13 protein-coding genes are annotated in these 20,213 nt (G+C 33.7%); 8 read left to right on the top strand and 5 right to left on the bottom strand.

From position 1 onward, the window contains the following. Positions 1-4: 4 nt before the first annotated feature. From IW20_RS05795 to IW20_RS05805, 3 genes are all read left to right on the top strand, one after another. Positions 5-295, top strand: a complete 291-nt coding sequence (locus IW20_RS05795; RefSeq protein ID WP_024981932.1) for an HU family DNA-binding protein — start codon at positions 5-7, stop codon at positions 293-295. Positions 296-685: 390 nt separating this feature from the next. Then, complete coding sequence (locus IW20_RS05800) at positions 686-2,230, top strand: Rne/Rng family ribonuclease (RefSeq protein WP_035619769.1); 1,545 nt, start codon at positions 686-688, stop codon at positions 2,228-2,230. A gap of 390 nt (positions 2,231-2,620) precedes the next feature. Beyond that, complete coding sequence (locus IW20_RS05805) at positions 2,621-3,421, top strand: hypothetical protein (protein WP_035619771.1); 801 nt, start codon at positions 2,621-2,623, stop codon at positions 3,419-3,421. Positions 3,422-3,431: 10 nt separating this feature from the next. Here the strand turns inward: IW20_RS05805 and pbpC are convergent, their stop codons facing one another. Both pbpC and IW20_RS05815 read right to left on the bottom strand, forming a co-directional pair. Further along, a complete protein-coding gene (gene pbpC, locus IW20_RS05810) occupies positions 3,432-5,807 on the bottom strand; it encodes a penicillin-binding protein 1C (protein ID WP_035619773.1) in 2,376 nt (791 codons plus the stop codon). A 275-nt stretch (positions 5,808-6,082) separates the two neighbouring features. Then, positions 6,083-11,761 carry an alpha-2-macroglobulin family protein gene (locus IW20_RS05815; RefSeq protein ID WP_035619776.1) on the bottom strand — a complete coding sequence of 1,893 codons (5,679 nt, stop codon included), beginning with the start codon at positions 11,759-11,761 and terminating at the stop codon, positions 6,083-6,085. A gap of 422 nt (positions 11,762-12,183) precedes the next feature. On the opposite strand from IW20_RS05815, the gene IW20_RS05820 reads away from it, so the two are divergent. After that, the gene (locus IW20_RS05820) at positions 12,184-12,714 is read left to right on the top strand and encodes a hypothetical protein (RefSeq protein ID WP_123869440.1); all 531 of its coding nucleotides are present in this window, start codon (positions 12,184-12,186) and stop codon (positions 12,712-12,714) included. 12 nt (positions 12,715-12,726) lie between these two features. Here IW20_RS05820 and IW20_RS05825 read toward each other — a convergent pair whose 3' ends face one another. After that, positions 12,727-13,170 carry a nucleoside deaminase gene (locus tag IW20_RS05825; RefSeq protein WP_035619778.1) on the bottom strand — a complete coding sequence of 148 codons (444 nt, stop codon included), beginning with the start codon at positions 13,168-13,170 and terminating at the stop codon, positions 12,727-12,729. A 61-nt stretch (positions 13,171-13,231) separates the two neighbouring features. Between IW20_RS05825 and IW20_RS25295 the strand changes: the two genes are divergently transcribed. From IW20_RS25295 to IW20_RS05845, 4 genes are read left to right on the top strand one after another with little or no spacing between them, the layout of a single operon-like run. Beyond that, positions 13,232-14,035, top strand: a complete 804-nt coding sequence (locus IW20_RS25295) for an energy transducer TonB (protein WP_051885583.1) — start codon at positions 13,232-13,234, stop codon at positions 14,033-14,035. Positions 14,036-14,044: 9 nt separating this feature from the next. Further along, entirely contained in the window at positions 14,045-14,908 is an 864-nt protein-coding gene (locus IW20_RS05835; RefSeq protein WP_051885585.1) for a hypothetical protein, read from the top strand. Between the two features lie 52 nt (positions 14,909-14,960). Then, positions 14,961-16,742 carry a 1-deoxy-D-xylulose-5-phosphate synthase gene (locus IW20_RS05840; RefSeq protein WP_035619779.1) on the top strand — a complete coding sequence of 594 codons (1,782 nt, stop codon included), beginning with the start codon at positions 14,961-14,963 and terminating at the stop codon, positions 16,740-16,742. Between the two features lie 38 nt (positions 16,743-16,780). Continuing rightward, positions 16,781-17,776 carry a DUF3078 domain-containing protein gene (locus IW20_RS05845; RefSeq protein WP_035619780.1) on the top strand — a complete coding sequence of 332 codons (996 nt, stop codon included), beginning with the start codon at positions 16,781-16,783 and terminating at the stop codon, positions 17,774-17,776. A 12-nt stretch (positions 17,777-17,788) separates the two neighbouring features. On the opposite strand, the gene IW20_RS05850 is transcribed toward IW20_RS05845, so the two are convergent. Then, positions 17,789-19,135, bottom strand: a complete 1,347-nt coding sequence (locus IW20_RS05850; protein WP_035619781.1) for a deoxyguanosinetriphosphate triphosphohydrolase — start codon at positions 19,133-19,135, stop codon at positions 17,789-17,791. A gap of 543 nt (positions 19,136-19,678) precedes the next feature. Continuing rightward, positions 19,679-20,140 carry an Lrp/AsnC family transcriptional regulator gene (locus IW20_RS05855; protein ID WP_035619782.1) on the bottom strand — a complete coding sequence of 154 codons (462 nt, stop codon included), beginning with the start codon at positions 20,138-20,140 and terminating at the stop codon, positions 19,679-19,681. Between the last annotated feature and the right edge of the window lie 73 nt (positions 20,141-20,213).

Here is a 20,213-nt window from a genome sequence, read left to right on the forward strand (position 1 = left end):
GAAAATGACGAAAGCAGATATCGTAGCGAAAATTTCAGAAAAATTAGGTCTTGAAAAAGGTGACGTTCAAGCAACTGTAGAGACTTTTATGAATGAAGTAAAAACTTCATTAGAAACTGGAGACAATGTTTATTTAAGAGGGTTTGGTAGTTTTATTGTAAAAACCAGAGCTGAAAAAACTGGAAGAAACATTTCTAAAAATACCACTATTAAAATTCCAGCACACAACATTCCTGCGTTTAAACCTGCAAAAGTTTTTGTAGAAGGAGTAAAGACGAATAACGAAGCAAAATAATACTATTAATTAATCATAAAATCGATAAGATATGCCAAGTGGTAAAAAAAGAAAGAGACATAAGGTAGCAACGCACAAACGTAAAAAAAGAGCGAGAGCTAACCGCCACAAGAAGAAAAAGTAGTTTTAAACTACTTTTTTCTTTTTAAACGTTCATTGAAATTGGAGTTTGACAGTCTCAGTACGAAATTACAGTTTGCAGCCTAAAACTGCCTACTGCTACTGAAACTGCCAGCTTAACTCCTCCGGGTTCAATACCTGTTAAAAAATATTGTTTAATCCATCCTAACAATTCAGTTATGAGTTATACGTTATGAGTTTAAGAGTTGCAAAAACTATGAACTGAAAACTGTTAATTGAAAACTAAAAAGTTCGGATAAAAATTTACAAATGAATAAAGAATTAATCATTCGATCAAGTTCTGATTTCGTAGATTTTGCCTTATTAAAAGATGGAAAACTAATTGAATTACACAAGGAAGAAGAGAAAAGCAATTTTCAAGTTGGTGATATTTTTATAGCCAAAATACGAAAACCCGTTGCTGGTCTTAATGCTGCTTTTGTAAATGTAGGCTTCGAAAAAGATGCCTTTTTACATTATCACGATTTAGGGCCTAACTTAGCTTCCCAACTGAAATTCATAAAACTTGTAAGCGCAGGTAAATTAAAAGATTTCTCCCTAAAAACCTTTCAGTTTGAAAAAGAGATTGATAAAGACGGCACCATTACTGATATTTTAAGTGCTAATCAATCTGTTTTAGTACAAGTCGTAAAAGAACCAATATCTACTAAAGGTCCAAGAATTAGTGCAGAACTATCTTTGGCTGGACGTTTTATTGTTTTAGTTCCTTTTTCTGATCGTGTTTCTATTTCACAAAAAATAGAAGACAAAAAAGAAAAGGATCGCTTAAAAAAACTTGTATTATCGATCAAACCTAAAGGATTTGGTGTTATTGTTCGTACAGTAGCCGAAGGCAAAAACGTAGCCGAATTAGAAAAAGATTTGCAGAACCTGCTTAGCAGATGGACTGCAATGTGTAAAAAATTACCAACTGCTCATCATCCATCCAAGGTATTAGGAGAGCTTAATAGAGCTTCTTCAATATTAAGAGATGTATTTAATGATACCTTTAGTGGTATTCAAATTGATGATGAAGAGTTGTACCATCAAACGAAGGATTATCTGCAAGAAATTGCACCTTCAAAACAATCGATTGTTAAGTTTTATCAATCAAATGATACTCCAATTTTCGAGAAATACAATATAGAGAGACAAATCAAAACTTCATTTGGTAGAACCGTTTCCATGAGTAAAGGGGCTTATCTTATTATCGAACATACTGAAGCTTTACACGTTATAGACGTAAATAGCGGAAACCGTTCTAATAAGGCCACTAATCAAGAAGACACCGCCATGGAAGTTAATATGATTGCTGCCGCTGAAATTGCCAGACAATTGCGTTTGCGTGATATGGGTGGAATAATCGTAGTTGATTTTATCGATATGTCTAATCCTGAAAATAGGAAAATTTTGTTCGACTTCTTGCGAGAAGAAATGAGCGACGATAAAGCAAAACATAAAATCTTACCTCCTAGCAAATTTGGATTAGTTCAAATTACAAGACAAAGAGTAAGACCCGAAGTTAATATTAAAACTAGAGAAGAAGATCCTAACAATGAAAATGGTGAAATTGAAGCACCAATTTTAATCATTGATAAGATATCATCTGATTTAGACAGACTTTTAAAAACCCACAAAAAGGTTGTGCTTAATACACATCCATTTGTGGCAGCTTACCTCTGTAAAGGTTTTCCATCAATACGTTCAAAATGGTTTTTTGAACATAAAAAATGGGTGAAAATCATACCTCGTGACGCTTACACGTATTTAGAATACCATTTCTATGATAAAGATGGAAATGTTATTAAAGAATAAAACAAGAAACCGCTTTTCGAAAGATTAGCGGTTTTTTTGTACCTATATGTTAAAAACCAAATCAAGAATCAATTTTAAAAGCTGTGGAGACGAAAAAAATTACCACAAAGAACACAAAGTTTTTAAATATACTAAGCTTAGTAAAAACACAAAGTTCACAAAGCTTTGTGTGCTTAAATTGTGTAAACACAGCTTAAGTCTTAGTAAACTCTGCGAAAATCTTTGCGTTCTCTGCGGTAAAAAATAATTGATGAATATATTTTTATATGTTTCTCCGCAACATTTAGTGTTGATCCCAAATCATCTATAAGCATTCTAAAAACACACCAATAAATCAAAGTCTTTTTCCTAGATTTGATTAAGATTTAAAATAATAAAATCAACTGAAAAATGCATCCAACGAAACAATTAAATGCTATTATAAAGAAGATTATCAAGTATTGTTCTTTAATCGTTTTTATATTACTCGCATCCAAAACCTCAGCTCAAAACGACACCATTTTCTTTGACCAAAACTGGAAAAAATCCAACAAAGAAACTGCTCTCTATTACAGAATCAAGCCTATAAAAATAAAGACGAAGACTGCTGTAGGATACAAAATAACAGATACAGATTCTCTTTATGTAATTAATGATTATTATTTAAAAAGTAACAAAATACAATTTCAAGGTTACTCCAAAGATTTAGAAGCTGAGTATTTAGTTGGTAATGCCAAATGGTATAACGAAAATGATGATACATCCGAAACGAGAAACTTCAACTACCAAGTTAATAACAATACACCCAGATTTAGAATTCCAGAATGGCCAATTCTTTATTTAGGATATTCAATTGCAACCAAAAGCCAATTTACTGGTGGATTAGAATTCTGCCTGGATTGCAAGGAAGAAAACAAACTCTTTTTAGGGCTAGGATACGGGATTACAAGTTATGATGGCAAATATTACGGTTTACCAGACATGCATTTATCTTATAACATTCAGAAATCTCTTTTTATAAAAGCTGGTGCATCAGATAAAAATGCATATGCTCTTGCGGGTCTTACTTTTTTAAATATGATAGATTTAGGTTTTGGCTATTCAGCACCTTTTGACAGAGAAAAAATTCCTGTAGTTAAAGGTTTTACCTTTGGAGTTACTTTTAGATTTACCAATAATAAAAATGTTTATGGTCGTTTAAGAATGTTTTAATTCTGTCGCATTATTCTCTCACAACCTCAACTCTTCGTCTAATTTCATTCCCTAATTCATCTACAACCGTAATATAATGGAATCCTGCAGTCATCACAATAGGTTTTTCATGAAAGACTTTAGTCTCGCCTTTATACACGTTATCTACATACCAAAACAATTGGCTTTCTCTTTGCGAATACGCCACTTTAAAAATTACAGGTTGTACTTCGCTATTAAAATCTTTGGTCAAATAGATTTTACTATTGGCTTTAGGATAAATAAAATCCATCGCAGCTGTTTGTGTCCCAACGCAATTATCTCTAAATGGTGGTAACGGCATATATTCTATATGCTTGCTTTTGTAATACCAAGCCATAACGGGCGGCAAAACAAACCAATTTTTCACAACCATATTTTCTATACTTTCACAACTACTATTTACCTGAAACTTTTCCGTTTGATCTAAATGTACAAGTTTATGATACGGACAAACAGAAGTCGTTTTTCCTTTTCGGGCAACCCATTGTTTTATTTTCGGGCAACCATCTTTGGCCAAATGTCCGCTTAAACGACAAACCTCAACCTCATCTAAATCTCCATAAGGTGTTGTAAACCATTTTTGTCTTGGTAATAAATTAAATACATCAAACAAAATTGGCGCAGCACTTGTAACTCCTGTTAGGGTTGGTCTTCCCTCACCTGTAGCATTTCCTACCCAAACTCCAACTACATATCTAGAATTTGTTCCTATTGCCCAAGCGTCGCGATTACCAAAGCTTGTTCCTGTTTTCCAAGCAATTTTTAGCGAACTATCATAAAACTTCCAAGCTTCATCTCCTTCCGGTCTATTTACCTCTTCCATGGCGTTATACGTTAACCAAATTGAGCCAGCGCCTAAGATATTCTTTTGGGTACTTTCGTCGCCAAAATCGGGCTCAAAATCGTTTTCATAATTTAATTCTGTAAACTCATTTGTTCGATACTTTCCGTTGCTTTTATTAAAATAATTTATCGTCGATGACATACTCGCATAACTACGGCATAAATCCCATAAATTACTTTCGGCTCCACCAAGAATAAGCGACAATCCATAATGATCTGGCGATTTTGTGATGTTTCTTAATTTGAATTTCTGAAGCTCTTCATAAAATTTATTCACACCAAAATCCTGTAACATCAATACTGATGGAATATTAAGCGAACGCGATAAGGCTCTATGTGCTGGCACAGCTCCATCAAATGTTAAATTAAAATTTTGAGGTGTATAACCCGCAATTTGGGTTGGTACATCGGCAACTAGTGTATTAGGCAGCAATTCTCCATCATCGAGCATTGCAGCATACAATAATGGTTTTAAAATACTTCCTGTACTTCTTGGCGCATCTATAATATCAACATCTTTTTGGTGATCACCGTCTGTTGGAGAATTCCCTACATAACTTATTACATTTCTATTAGAAACATCTATTACTAAAATTGCCAGATTATTAACCTCATTCTGTTTGTATTGATTGTAATAATATTTTGCAATTTGGTTTACCCTATTTTGTAAAGCAAACTCAACAGTAGTTTTTACTCTTGTTCCTTCTTGATTTTTGGCAACACGCTGTAATAAATGTGGTGCTACTTGTGGCAAATCATACGGTTTTTTAGGCAAAGGTTCTTCTATCGAAAGTTCGTAGGTTTGCTTATCAATAATACCTTCTTGGTTAAGCTTACGCAAAAGGCGATTCCGTTTCTCTAATAATTTTATTTGATTCTTTCCTGGATAAATTAAACTCGGTGCATTTGGCAAAACCGCCAAAGTTGCATTCTCCGCCCATGATAATTGATTAGATTTTACTCCGAAATATCTCCATGATGCCATTTCTAATCCTACAACATTTCCACCAAAAGGCGCGTGAGCAGCATATAATTCTAATATTTCATCTTTAGAATACCCTACTTCTAATCTTGTCGCAAGAAAAACTTCGATTAGTTTTTCAAAATAAGTTCTGCCTTTTCCTTTTCTCGATAATCGGATTACTTGTTGTGTAAGAGTACTTCCGCCTCGAACTACTTTCCCCGCTTTTCTATTTTGTTTAATTGCATTGACCATAGCAACAGGATTAAAACCGGGATGCTTGTAGAAATATTCGTCTTCAAAATATACTATACATTTTTTGAATTTATCCGGAACACTATCTTGTGCAGGAAAACGCCATTGTCCGTCACGAGCAATCTTCGCTCCCAATAACTCTCCTTCCTTACTCTCAATAACAGTAGAATATGGTTCTTGAAATAATGTTCGTGGTAATGAAAAATAATAAATCACCACTAACAAAAATGCTAGTAGTGATTTTATCTTATTTTGTTTAATCCAATTTATAATGCGTTGAAAGAACGCTTTTAATTTATTTTTCAAACTTTAAATTATTTAACCGCAAAGGTCACAAAGTTATTCGCAAAGTTCGCTAAGCTTTTTTTGGACGCAGATTACAGACATTCAAGCAGTAGCCAAAAAAGGAACGCGGATAAAACAGATTCGCTAAGACGAAAACACAGATTAAAACGGATTTTCTTTCTATTATTTTTAAAAATCCGTTTTAATCCGCGTCTTTACTTTTGTAAATCAGTATCATCAGCGTTCTTTTATAGACAATCCCTTTTAATTTACATTTAATATCTATAGGCAACGTTTTATTTCACCACCTCAACCCAGAATCCTTTAGTTCTTGCTAAGAATGTATGATCGTACATTGCTTCACATTGCAATCCTGGTAAATAATAGTTTCCTAAATAAGATGCATTCAAGAGGATTTTAAATACTTTGGTTTCACCCGCTTTTAATCCGAAATAGAAATTTGTTCTATCATCACGAATATCAATATAATCGGCAACATTATTAGTTGCGTCTCCATAATCGGTGAAACGTGTATTTACAATTTCGAATCCTGAAGGTAATATTTGTGACAATGCTACATTTTCTACACGTTCGTTTCTTTGGCTTCTAACTGTTACCTCAGCAATAAACTCTGTTCCTTGCGTAATCTTAGAAACATTTATGACTCCGCCTTTTCTATTTTTGAAAACAATACCAGCCGACACATCACTCTGAACTACATTTTCCTGTCCTATTGGTAAAATTCCAGTATTTAATACTCGAACATAAATGGTGTTCTTTTTATTATTTTTTAAAGTGATGCTGTTAGTTCCTGTTTTAACCACTAAGCTTCTGTCTGCAACTGTTTTTGAAGTTTTTATAACTTGACTTTTTCCGTCTTTGCTAAACTGTACGTCTATTCCTTTTACACCGTTGTTTAATGAGAATTGAGCCATCGCATACAAAGAATAAGCTGTAGTTTGCGTGCTCATCCATTGGTCGCTTGCCATATTTTTAGCCAATTTTGTAGCCATCGTAAATGCTTTTTGTTTCTGTCCTAACAACAACATTGTTTCTAGAGCCATCGCACGATTTCTGTCGCTTGAACCATAATAGTAATAATTATACTCTGACGATTCATCATCGATTTTACTACTTAATAACAAACTCGAAGCAGCACTTTTTTGTCCTGCCAGAACATAAGCCGCAGCCAATCGTAATTTACTTTCGTTAGAAATTCCTTTGGTTTCACGTAATCTATTCATCGAAGACAAATCAGACGAACCTGCCAAAGCCAATGTGTACAAACGATACGCTTGCGCCATATCATTTCCGTAACGTGGTTCAAATCGCCATTGTTTTGCTTCTCTTTGTTGATAAGACAACCATTTTGATTTAAAATTGATTGGTAGTACATATCCTTTTTTCTCTGCCTCAATCATAAAATGTCCTGCATATGAACTTCCCCAATCATCGGCAATTGAATTTCCTTGCCAGTACGAAAGTCCTCCGTTTGGTAATTGGAAACTTCCTAATCTTGTAATTCCTGCGGTAACATTTTTTTGGATAAGTTGCTGACGTGTTGCATCAATATCAGCAACATCATTTAAGAATAATTGCGGGAATACTGATGAAGTAGTTTGCTCTACACAGCCATGCGGATACTGAATAAGGAATTGTAATCGACCATTTAAATTAATAGTTGGCATAGACGACACTTCTAATTTAGCTTTATTACTTCCCGAAACTCCAAATGTTTTCCATACAATCGTTTTAGAACTATTAGGCTCTAAAATTACGTCTGTAAAAGTATTCGTTACAGGGTTTGGATTCGTCATGTCTATTTCGACATCATAAACCGATTTCTCTGTTCCTGATGTAGCAATAACCTGCACTTTGGCAATACCGGTCATTCCTCCAACTTCTAGATTAAAATAAGCCATTTTTTCGTCTGGCTGTGTAAATGTCAATCTTTGAGCTGGACTTCCTACAACTCTTAATCCATTGCTTGTTTTTATTTGTACAGTTACGTTTTTGATGTTTTTTTCCATTGCAAAAATCGTAACAGGAAGTGTTACTTTCTCTGATGGAGAAATTTTTCTAGGCAATGAAGCCAATACCATTAACGGACTACGAACTGGCGTTGCTTTTTCGACACTTCCGTATGCACTTGTATTAGCATCTCCAGCCACAACCATTGTTCGTACAGAACCAATGTATTTTGGTAATTTTACCTGATGTGTTTTAGTTTCTCCTTTTCCTAATTTAAACGGTCCAAGATAAATAACGACTGGTTTAAAACGATTTGCTTTCTTCGCTTTTCCACCGCCTAAATCCTGGTCACCACCAATACTAAATATCTGATTTACTTTACCGCCATACGCTCCAATAACATCATCGTATACATCCCATGTTTTTACTCCCAAAGCTTCACGTACATAAAAACTATCCCAAGCATTTGGTGTTTTAAATCGGGTTAAATCAAGTAAACCTTCATCGACAACTGCGATTGTATAGGTCATTTCTTTTCCTGATTTCTCACTTACTTTTATAGGAAACGTTTGTTCTGGTTTCAATACATCTGGCATTGCAATACTTGGTGCAAGAATCGTAGTTTTATCTATTACTTCAATGGGAACGATTCCGTACATACGAATTGGCGAATCATTTTTGGTCGATGCATGTGGTTGCAAAAGTGTAATATTAAAATACACGTTTGGCGCCATTGCTCCAGTAATCGGAACTTCGACTTTAGTTTCTCCTTTTTGAGTTTTTACCCAAAGTGTTTGTACTACTTTCGAACCATTTTCTATAGATACTAAAGCGCGTCCTCCTTCGCTTGACGGGAAAGATATTTGTGCTTTTTCGCCAACGGCATAATTCTTTTTATCGGTAGAAAAAACAAGCATATTAGCTGTAGATGCATCTGTGTTTCTTGTTTTTCCAGACCATATTGGCCAATCTATATTTACAGTTATTGCCGATGCGTGTCCGCCAACTTCATCCGAAACACGAATTAAGTAACGTCCCCATTCTTCATCTGTCAATGCAAACTGAAAACTTCCTTTTCCGTTTGAATCTGTATTTACATTAAATGTTCTGTAAGCTGTTGTAGCATTCGACGAATTATAATTGGATAAATTATCACTCGAAGCATCCCACCACCAGCGCCATTCTGTTTTATAGATTTTTACCTCAAGATTACGCACAGATTTTGGTCTTCCGTTTTCATCCACAGTGACAATATCAAATCGGTTTTGCTTACGAGTTTCGAGCATTCCGTATTTGGTAGGTTCTGGCGATTTTACTCCCACATAAGTATTATATGGAGAATAAGTTGTCGAGATAACATCGGTACTAAAATCTCCTCCCTCTTCATACACTTTGGTAATAAAAGCTGCTTTTAGCATTCCCGGTGCCTGACCTTGTAATTTAGGTTCAATATTTACAGATGCTCTCCCGTTAGCATCTAGTTTACCCGAAAAGATATTAATTTCTTCGGTACTGAATTGTCGTACCAAATCATCAAAAACATATTTCTCATAACCTTTAAAAGTGGTACTTTGTTGCGAGAATTTTGCCTGCATTTCTACATTCAAATTTTTAGCAATCGCACCATGAAGCCATGTAACTTCTAGGTTACTTGTATTTGGGTATGATGAAGATAATATCGCTCTTCTGAAAGTATTTTTAATTTTTAAACGATTTGGTTTAATCGTCTCGATTTTTATGCTCTTATAATATTTAGCACCTCCCACACTTACCATTGCTTCCCAATTTCCTGTAGGCGCTTCTTGATCTGTAGGAACTATAAACGCATAATGGTTTAAGTCATTCGATTTCTGAACGGTTTGATACGTAACTTTTCCGTTAGGATCTGTCAATCTAAATTTTATAGGATGTGCTTTTGGTAATTTATTTGCTGCATCGTTTAAGATAAATGATAAATACAAATTATCTCCCGGACGCCAAACACCACGCTCTCCGTAAATGAATCCTTTTAATCCTTTTTGCAAGGTTTCGCCAGCAACATCAAAATTACTTACTGACAATGAATTTCCGTCGTCTAGTTTTACATAAGTCGATTGTGTTCCTAAGGTAACTATGGCAAAATACGCAAACTTGTCTAACTGAAAAGATGCAATTCCTTCGCTGCTTGTTGTTCCTGTTGCTAGTTTTTGTTGTTGAAAACTGTATAAATCAACTCTTGCATTCGAAACTGGTTCTGTTGTGATTATATTATTTACTACAAATAAATAAGATTTATTTTCTCCTCGTTTGGCAATTACTCCCAAATCTGAAGCTAGAATATTTGTTCCTATTTTGGCATTATAATAATATGAACCCGTACAAGGGTCTTGACTTTCTCTCCAGTCATAATCATCATAGTAATAATCGTCGTACGAGTTACCACTGTAGTTTACATCATTTTCGTCTACATCTTCTTCCTCTTCTGTTTGATCTGAATCTTGATCGGTAGTTTCACATTTGTATAAAGAATACGCCCTTTTATACGAGAACTCTACTCTATAAATTGCTCCTGGTTCTGGCGTTATAATTTTGGATAAATCCAAAGCATAAGTATTCCATTTAGTCGGATTAATTAAGGTATTCTCTTTAAGATTAAGCCTTGTTTTTGCAACTGGTTGTGCTACACGTTTTAAGTTCTGAGCTCCGTTTAACTCATTGTTTTGAAGAAACTGTAATATATTATTTTTATAAATTTTGTACACTTTTACATCTACTGCACTAAGATTTACCGCTTCAAAATTCAGTTTTAAATTATTAGAACTTGGCAAAATTGTTCCGTTTTTTATAAAACGAATATTTGGTTTTATTTGGTCAAAAGAAATCTTCTCCGAATAATTTTCTGCCATTTTTCGACCGTACTGACTTTCTATTCCCTGAAAAACTTCTAACAATAATTCTCCTGTTACTGTTTCATCAGACACGGGTTCTGCCTCTGTTTCTTCTGCAACTTCTTGCACAGCTACCGCAGCACTATCTACCGCAACGCTTGCTGAATCTACAGCTACACTTGCCGAATCTACAACGGCAACAGCAACTTCATGTACAACTTCTTTAGCTGGTTTTTCGTTACTAAAATAAACTTTTAGCGTATTTCCTTGCGTAGAGAATTTTAAATTATTTGTGTTTTGTATCGCCACCAATCCTTTAAAATCTTGTCCTTTCTCTAATGGCTCTGAGAAATTAATAGATACGGATTGATTGTTTTCATCTGGAATCTCGACTTTAATAATTTTAAACTCGTTTATAGATGTAACTGGGAAATCCATTTTTCCCTTTTGGTCAATATCAAAATCATTTCCATCATAAGAAATTTCAAGATTACTTGCATCAGGTAAACGCTGGATACTATCTATGATAAACTTAAATTCTTTCCCAGAACTTGCCGCTTTATCAAATTTTATTTTTAGGTCTTTTCCGTTATGACTTGCTGAAACCAGTTTTTTTGCCGTTTCTAAATCAATAATGTCAGCCGTTTTTAATACACAATTCAGGTATTGATATTCTTTACTATACGATTGAACATCTAGCGTGTTTACAATAAAATCTTGTTTAACTGTTTTAACTGTAAAATTGAATTTAGACAAATCTTTATCATCGTCTCCTTTTTTAGGAAGCGTAATTAGTTTATCTAAATTTAGGGTTACCTGATATTCGGTTCCGGCTTTTAGTTTTTTTTCGGGGATAAAAGCAATCGTATTGCTAGAAAGCGCCACAACTTTACCATCGACACTTGGAGAAATATCGAATAAATCATTATCTAAAACCTCATTTATTTTCCATTCTTTTTTCTCAAAAGCCAAAACAACGCGTATATCCGATTGAGATGAAACGATCCCACCCGTAAAACTCGTTATATATTCTTTGAACAATGAAAAATCAGAATTGAAATCGGAAGCAGATTTCCTGCCACAACCCTGAAAAATAAAAAACACAAACAACGCGTAAACTAATCCTCTTGCTTTCAATTGAGTATATAATTAATGGTTACAAAATAATATAGTATATAAAGATCGTAGCATTTCACAATCAAAACCCTGATTCCTTAATTGCTCATTATATGTAATAAAAGTACTGTAAATTTTAATTACTTTCAAGAGGGAAGTAAGCATAAAAATGTATAAAAGAAAGCAACATCTGTTTTACACAATGATAACCAATAGTTTACATTTTTTGCACTAAAAATAAAAAATCTCAATATATTGTTTATTAGACTTATTTAGGCTAAAAATATCTTTTAAACTGTAATTTAAACATCTAATTTCCAATTGTTTTTAAGAATAATCCACTCCAATAATGATAATTAAATTTTATTTAAGGCTATGAAAAACCAATTATTAAATGTAGTATATTTCGCTTATTTTAATAATATTAAAAAACATCAAATAGCTTGAATAACTACTCCACAGAAAATGAATTTATTATAAAAAATAAATCAGTTATCGTATACCTCCTGATGGTAGTAACTTTTATTATTTTGTTGTGTTTTGCAGATTATTATGTTCTACCAGCCTCAAAAACAACAGATGTAATAACACACTATGCCGTGAGGACTACAGGAGGAGGAAATGGATCTAAACCACAAAAAGTTTCTGTTCATTATTATACGCAGAAGGGTTTTACTTTTTCGACTATCAGAGATGATATTGAGGAGAATGATATCGAACTTGAGTATTCTTTGTTATTTAAATCTGTAACTAAAGTAAGATCTAATAAGAATGATTACACCGATCTTCTTTGTAATGATTTAAGTAGTAACGGAATTCAGTTTTACTTTTGTGGCGTACTACTTATTTCTATAGCTATAAGTTTGAGAATACTTCTTTCTAAAAAGGGCTTTTCTGAAAACACATTTTACAACATAATTTGTTTTAATTCATTTATGATATTCGTATGTGTTTACATGACTTATCTGTATTAAACTCAGTATACGTTATCTTCGCTTTTTAGCAAAGAAACGTTTCATTAAATCCGAAGCTTCATTTGCCATAACACCACGAACAACAACAGTTTTAGGATGTAGTTGTGTTCCCATTTTTTCGTAACCACGATGTTCATCGCTTGCTCCAAAAACAATTTTAGAAATCTGACTCCAATATAAAGCTCCAGCACACATCTGGCAAGGTTCCAGCGTTACGAAAAGTGTACAGTCTTTTAAATATTTTCCACCTAAAAAATTAGCTGCAGCAGTTATTGCCTGCATTTCGGCATGAGCCGTAACATCATTTAGTAATTCGGTTAAATTATGACTTCTTGCAATGACTTTATTATCAATTACAATAATGGCTCCAACAGGAATTTCATCTTTATCAAATGCCATTTCTGCTTCTTGCAAAGCCTTTTTCATAAAATACTCGTCGGTAAAAATTTCTATCATAAAACAAAAATACATTTTTAAGAAGTAATTTTTATTACATTTATTTTTTGATTTATAAAATATGCCAACAAAACATAAAATAAGTATTCCTGAGCCTTGCCACGAAAACTGGGATAAAATGACACCTAAAGACAACGGTCGGTTTTGTCTTAGTTGTTCTAAAACCGTTGTTGATTTCACAAAGATGTTACCTGATGAAGTACAGCATTTCTTTATGGCAAATCAGAACAAAAGTGTTTGTGGCAGATTCAAAAACTCTCAATTAGAAAACATAATAATTCAAATTCCAACTGAAGTTTTATACAAGCAGACTCAATATCATAAAATGTTTTTATTAGCATTGTTTATTGCTATGGGAACTACATTGTTTAGTTGCCAAGATAAAAACGGAGACAAACAAAAAATTGACAAAATAGAAATTGTTAAGGATTCCTCAACTGGAGAAAACACTATAGCTGAAAATAAATCATCTTATCCACCTCCTCCAAAAACTAACTATGAAGAATCAAATTCAGAAAAACCGGTTATAATGATTACAAAAGGAATGGTAATTCCTGAGAGCATACCTTTTGAGTATAATATTGTTTATAATTCAGGTGATTTAGATATTTTACCAGTACCAAAAAATGGAATGAAAGAGTTTTATAAGTTTATAAATAAAAGCTATATCGCTTCAAATCAGGAAAAAATATCTATTTTGTTTGTAATAGAAAAAGATGGTAGTTTGAGTAATTTCAACATAATTAAAAACAACTCTAAAGGAAATGGAGAAGAAATTATTAAAATTTTAAAAACCGCTCCAAAATGGATTCCAGGAAAATTAAACAATCGTATTGTTCGATCTACCTACACTTTACCCATATAATTTATGAATATGCCAACAAAACATAAAATAAGTATTCCTGAGCCTTGCCACGAAAACTGGAATGAAATGACACCTAAAGATAATGGTCAGTTTTGTCTTAGTTGTTCTAAAACTGTTGTTGATTTCACAAAGATGCTACCTGATGAAATACAGCATTTTTTCATGGTAAATCAGAATAAGAGTGTTTGTGGCAGATTTAAAAACTCTCAACTAGAAAATATAATAGTTCAAATTCCGACTGAAGTTTTATACAAGCAGACTCAATATCATAAAATGTTTTTATTAGCATTGTTTATCGCTATGGGTACAACATTGTTTAGTTGCCAAGATAAAAATGGAGACAAGCAAAAAATTGACAAAATAGAAATTGTTAAGGATTCCTCAACTGATCAAAGAGTTAGAGTTGGAGATATTAAAGTTAGCGGAAATGAATCAACACAGATTCCGCCTCCACCGCCTCCAAAAACTAATCAGGTTAAATTTGTAAAACCAGATCCCATAAATTGCGCTAAAACCACTAAAGATAAACCACAAGCATCAAAGCAAAATAAAGAAGATGATTCTGTATTTACTACAGGTGCGGTAATGCATATAAATGCAGAATTCCCTGGAGGTATTGATCCATTTTATACCTTTTTTGCTAATGAATTTAAAGCACCCGAAAATACAGACACCAAAAATCTCAAAATTAGAATCTCCTTTGCAGTAGAAAAAAACGGAACTTTATCCTATCTTGAATCAGCACCTCCTATTGATAAAGCAATAGAGAACGAAATTATTAGAGTTTTAAGTTTATCACCAAAATGGGAACCCGGAGAATCTAGTGGAAAAAAAATAAGGATGCAATATTCCCTACCAATTGTATTGGAATGATATCTCGGATAAAATTTAAATTTAAAACCGTAAATTTGCTTTTTACCTTACAATGAAAAGCAATTTACTCTCCAACATATACAATCCTGCCGATTTACGCTTACTTCCCGAAGCGCAACTTCCTCAAGTGGCTCAGGAATTACGTGATTTTATTATTGATATTGTTTCTGTAAAAGAAGGTCATTTGGGCGCAAGCCTAGGTGTTACCGAACTTACTATTGCCTTGCATTACGTGTTTAACACGCCCGACGATTTATTGGTTTGGGATGTAGGTCATCAAGCTTACGGACATAAAATCCTGACCGAAAGAAGAGAAATTTTTCATACCAATCGCCAACTTAACGGAATTTCTGGTTTCCCAAAAAGAGCCGAAAGCAACTACGATACCTTTGGCGTAGGCCACTCTTCTACTTCTATTTCGGCAGCATTAGGAATGGCAATTGCATCTAATCTAAAAGGAGATTTCGATAAACATCATATTGCTGTAATTGGCGATGCTTCGATTGCATCGGGAATGGCTTTTGAAGGTTTAAATCATGCTGGTGTAACAGATGCTAATTTATTGGTAATCTTAAACGATAATGCCATCGGGATTGACCCTAGTGTAGGTGCGCTCAAGAAATATCTCACTGCGGTAAAAGAAGGAAAAAATCCGAAGAAGAATAACATGATCAAATCATTAAATTTTGATTATTCGGGTCCTATCGATGGGCATGATATTTTTGCTTTGATAAAAGAATTAAAACGTTTAAAAGACATAAAAGGTCCTAAATTCCTGCATATTGTTACGACCAAAGGAAAGGGATTACAACAAGCCGAAGAAAATCAGGTTCAATATCACGCTCCTGGAAAATTTAATGCTTCGACTGGAGAAATCATTCCTAAAATCGAAGATAATCTTCCGCCAAAATACCAAGATGTTTTTGGGTTAACCATTTTAGATTTAGCTCAAAAGAATGAAAAAATTGTTGGTATTACTCCTGCAATGCCATCAGGGAGTTCACTTAAATTTATGATGGATGCTTTTCCTAAACGCGCCTTTGATGTAGGTATTGCCGAACAACATGCTGTAACGCTTGCTGCCGGAATGGCAACTCAGGGCATGATCGTTTTTTGCAACATTTACTCAACTTTTTTGCAGCGTGCTTACGATCAGGTAATACACGATGTCGCTTTACAGGATTTGCCTGTTATCTTTTGTCTAGACAGAGCTGGTCTGGTTGGAGAAGATGGCGCAACACATCATGGCGTTTTTGATATTGCTTATTTACGCTGTATTCCTAACCTCATAATTTATGCTCCGTTAAACGAGATAGGATTACAAAACATTTTATATACGGCACAACTAGGATTAGATCATCCTATCGCGATTAGATATCCTAGAGGTCGCGGCGTTATTACAGATTGGCAAAAGAATTATTTTAAGAATTATGCTACAATCGAAATTGGAGCAGCATCTTGCCTAAAAGACGGAACTGAAACTGCAGTTTTATCTACTGGAACTATTGGAAACAACGTAATAACTGCACTAGCAAATATTGGTAACCCAAATACTATTGCGCATTACGACTTTCCATTCATTAAACCACTAGACAACAAACTATTACAAGCTATTTTTAGTAAATACCCAACTATAATTACTATAGAAGATGGTGCTATAAATGGTGGTTTTGGAACTGCAATTTTAGAATTTTCGGCATTACATAATTACAATACTAAAATACAAATACTAGGAATTCCTGACACTTTTATTGAGCATGGAACTGTTACCGAATTGCAACAATTATGCAATATTGACGTTAAAAGTTTAGAAAATCTTTTTTCTGTTGGTTAAAAATAATTATTTTGCGGACCCAAACAAAAAATGCCATAATGAAATTATTCCGTTTATCTATTTTAGTACTTCTTATATTTTGTTCTTCTAAAAATTTCGCTCAGAATTATAAAATTCAGACGCAATTGGTACCAGATATTCAAACTCAATTACAAGATACTACCTCTAATTGGACAAAAAAGAATAAATTAGGATTTGATCTTACTCAAATTGCATTTGTTAACTGGAGTGCCGGGGGTACTAGTTCTATCTCTGGGCTTTTTAAAGGAGAATTTTCAAGAGTATATACGCTTGGTAATCACAAATGGGCAAATGAGCTTCTTGTAAAATATGGTTTAAACAAACAAGACGGAATTGAATTACGAAAAACCGATGATGCTTTCCTGTTTAACTCTACTTATGGTTTCAGAAAAGATAGTCTCTCGAATTGGTATTATTCGGCAAAATTTAATTTAAATTCACAATTTACCAATGGATATTCTTACCCAAATACGGATAATCCTATTTCGAAACTTTTTGCTCCAGCTTATGTGTTCTTAGGAGCAGGAGCCGAAAACGCAAACAAAGCAAAGAATAGAACTTTTTATTTCTCTCCTGTTACGTTAAAGACCACTTTGGTATTAGATCAGACTTTAGCAAATCAAGGAGCCTTTGGTGTTAAAAAAGCAGTTTACGCACCAGATCCTCTAGATCCTAATACTCAAATTCTGATTGAAGAAGGACAGAAAATAAAAGCTGAATTTGGTATTTTATTAACCGCTTACACAAAAAACGAAATCTTCAAAAATATGTTTTTTGAAAACCGTCTTAGCCTTTATACCGATTACCTGAACCGATTTGGAAATATCGATGTTGATTATGCGACTCGTTTAGACTTAGTTGTAAACGAATATGTAAAAGCAAATGTTGGTGTACATTTCGTTTATGACGACGACATCAAATCTAAAAAGGAAGTTAATGGCGAGCAAATTACAGAAGGTCCAAAGGCACAACTAAAACAAGTCCTGGGAGTTGGTGTAGTATATGCCTTTTAGATAACTAAACTGTTAAGTTGTTTTTCTTCCGTTTATAGTATCATATAATTCCAATGCATTTCCATCGGTTAATAATGATACATAATGACAAATGTGTAACAATCTTTCATACAATCCTTCTTTTTCTAAATGGTGCTTTTCTGGCAACATTTTTAAAATCAAAGCATCATAGTTAGACGCTTTTCCGTCGTATTTATTATTAAAAGCTGTTATAAATTTATCTAATAATGTTTGGATAATCTGATATCCTACTATTTCTTTTTCGATTACTTCACGACTCTGATAGATATTCTGAACACTAAGATTTATAATATCATCCATTTGTGCTTTGTACTGGCTTTTATCCATTAATGCAAACGGAAATTTACCTGCAAGAATAGCTTCTTCATTATCAATAAAAACCTTAACGGCATCGTTTATCAAACTTCCTATTGCTAATGCACGCAAATAACTAATACGATCTTCTTTGGTAGTAAGCGTTTTATATTTGGCTACGCCAATATTATCTTTTACAAGTTTAATCAGATATTCCAGAGCATAATCTTCAGAAACAAGTCCAAGATTTATTCCGTCTTCAAAGTCGATAATTGTATAACAAATATCATCTGCCGCTTCAACTAAATAAGCCAGTGGATGTCTTTCGTAACCAATATCATTTCCTGATTTGTTTGGTAACATTCCCATATCTGTAGCAACTTTATTAAAAAAGTCTTTATCAGTCTGGAAGAAACCATATTTTTTGTCGGCTATATTCTTGGTTGGTTTTTTAGGCAAACTCTCTTTCGGATATTTCATAAAAGCTCCTAATGTAGCGTACGAAATACGAAGTCCTCCTTCTATTCCCGGACGACTTGCTGTAAGAACCGAAAATCCATTGGCATTACCTTCAAAATCGATTAAATCCTGCCATTCTTTATCCGATAAATGTTCTTTGTATTGTTGACCGTTTCCTATCGAGAAATATTCTCCAATAGCTTTTTCTCCTGAATGTCCAAATGGTGGATTCCCGATATCGTGCGCCAAAGATGCTGCTGCAACAATAGCCCCAAAATCGTTCATGTGGTATCCGTGAACTTCTTTTAAATAAGGATATTTTTCGATGATTTTTTTTCCTACCAAACGTCCTAACGAACGTCCTACTACCGAAACTTCTAAACTATGCGTTAATCGGGTATGAACAAAATCTGTTTTAGAAAGCGGAATTACCTGTGTTTTATCTTGTAAACTTCTAAAAGCCGCTGAAAATATAATTCGGTCATAATCTACTTCAAATCCTAATCGCGTATCATCTTGTTCTACACGTAATCTTTTGCTCGTATCGCCTTGGCGTTTTAGTGATAAAAGTTGTTCCCAGTTCATTTTAATTGTTGATTTCTGATTTTAGATTTTAGATTGGCATCTAAAACGCCAAAATTACATTTTATTTTAGGATAATGTTGAATAAAAACATACCACAGATTAATTTGATTTAAAAGATTAAATCTTTTGTTTGCCACGAATTTTACAAATTTTCACAAATTAATTTAAGCCCAATGATTTGTGTTAATTAGAGAAATTGCTTCGTCTGTTCGTTATTGCTCGGGTTGTGGCAAAAAATCTAAGCATTACTCTTAAACTAAGCTTATTTTTTGGGCGTGACCACAAGGGTCAGGCTTTCGGCTATATCTTTTATTCCGTTCCTCTTCATAAAAGGATGCCGCCTCTATCCCTCACGCAAAGTCGCCAAGCCGCCAAGCTTACGTCTAAAATCTTTGCGCTTTTGCATCTTTGCGAGAAAACAATTAACCATAATTAGCTCAAAAAGACCTAACTTAATGACATTGAGCTAAAGCAGGAGGCAATTCAGATTATCGATTTAATAAAAAAATCATTCTAATCTATGTAATCTGTGGCAAAAAAATATTAAAACTCCAGCGCTGTACTATGTTTAATTTCGCCCATTACAAAAATACTATTTGTATTCCCTATGTTTTCGATGGTAGATAATTTATTCATTACAAAATCCTGATAACTCGTCATATCCTGAACAAGGATTTTTAGCATAAAATCATAATCGCCAGCAATGTTATAACACTCTATAATTTCGGGAAGCGCAACAATATCTTTTACAAAATTGCTTCCTACGTTTTTTGCATGTTCTTTTAATCGAACGTTACAAAAAACGGTCATACCACAATTCATCTTTTTCTTGTCTAGCAAAGCAACATATTTGGTAATATATCCGTCTCGTTCTAATCTTTTTATACGCTCATAAACAGGCGTAACAGTCAGGAATAATTTGCTTGCCAGGTCTTTTGTATTGATATTTGAGTTTTCCTGAAGGTGTCTTAAGATCTCTAAATCGGTTTTATCTAAATTTTCCATAGTAATTTTTACGGCTAGAGTTCACTTAAGAAGATTAAATCAGTATTATAATCTTCAAAAATGAACTAATTAA

It is taken from the genome of Flavobacterium hydatis (assembly GCF_000737695.1).
Taxonomy (GTDB): domain Bacteria; phylum Bacteroidota; class Bacteroidia; order Flavobacteriales; family Flavobacteriaceae; genus Flavobacterium; species Flavobacterium hydatis.

Coding starts and splice junctions, on each gene's coding strand:
- IW20_RS05835 (WP_051885585.1), top strand. CDS start 14,045: ATGCCAACAAAACATAAAATAAGTATTCCTGAGCCTTGCCACGAAAAC.
- IW20_RS05795 (WP_024981932.1), top strand. CDS start 5: ATGACGAAAGCAGATATCGTAGCGAAAATTTCAGAAAAATTAGGTCTT.
- IW20_RS05805 (WP_035619771.1), top strand. CDS start 2,621: ATGCATCCAACGAAACAATTAAATGCTATTATAAAGAAGATTATCAAG.
- IW20_RS05825 (WP_035619778.1), bottom strand. CDS start 13,170: ATGATAGAAATTTTTACCGACGAGTATTTTATGAAAAAGGCTTTGCAA.
- IW20_RS05850 (WP_035619781.1), bottom strand. CDS start 19,135: ATGAACTGGGAACAACTTTTATCACTAAAACGCCAAGGCGATACGAGC.
- IW20_RS05845 (WP_035619780.1), top strand. CDS start 16,781: ATGAAATTATTCCGTTTATCTATTTTAGTACTTCTTATATTTTGTTCT.
- IW20_RS25295 (WP_051885583.1), top strand. CDS start 13,232: ATGCCAACAAAACATAAAATAAGTATTCCTGAGCCTTGCCACGAAAAC.
- IW20_RS05840 (WP_035619779.1), top strand. CDS start 14,961: ATGAAAAGCAATTTACTCTCCAACATATACAATCCTGCCGATTTACGC.
- IW20_RS05855 (WP_035619782.1), bottom strand. CDS start 20,140: ATGGAAAATTTAGATAAAACCGATTTAGAGATCTTAAGACACCTTCAG.
- IW20_RS05800 (WP_035619769.1), top strand. CDS start 686: ATGAATAAAGAATTAATCATTCGATCAAGTTCTGATTTCGTAGATTTT.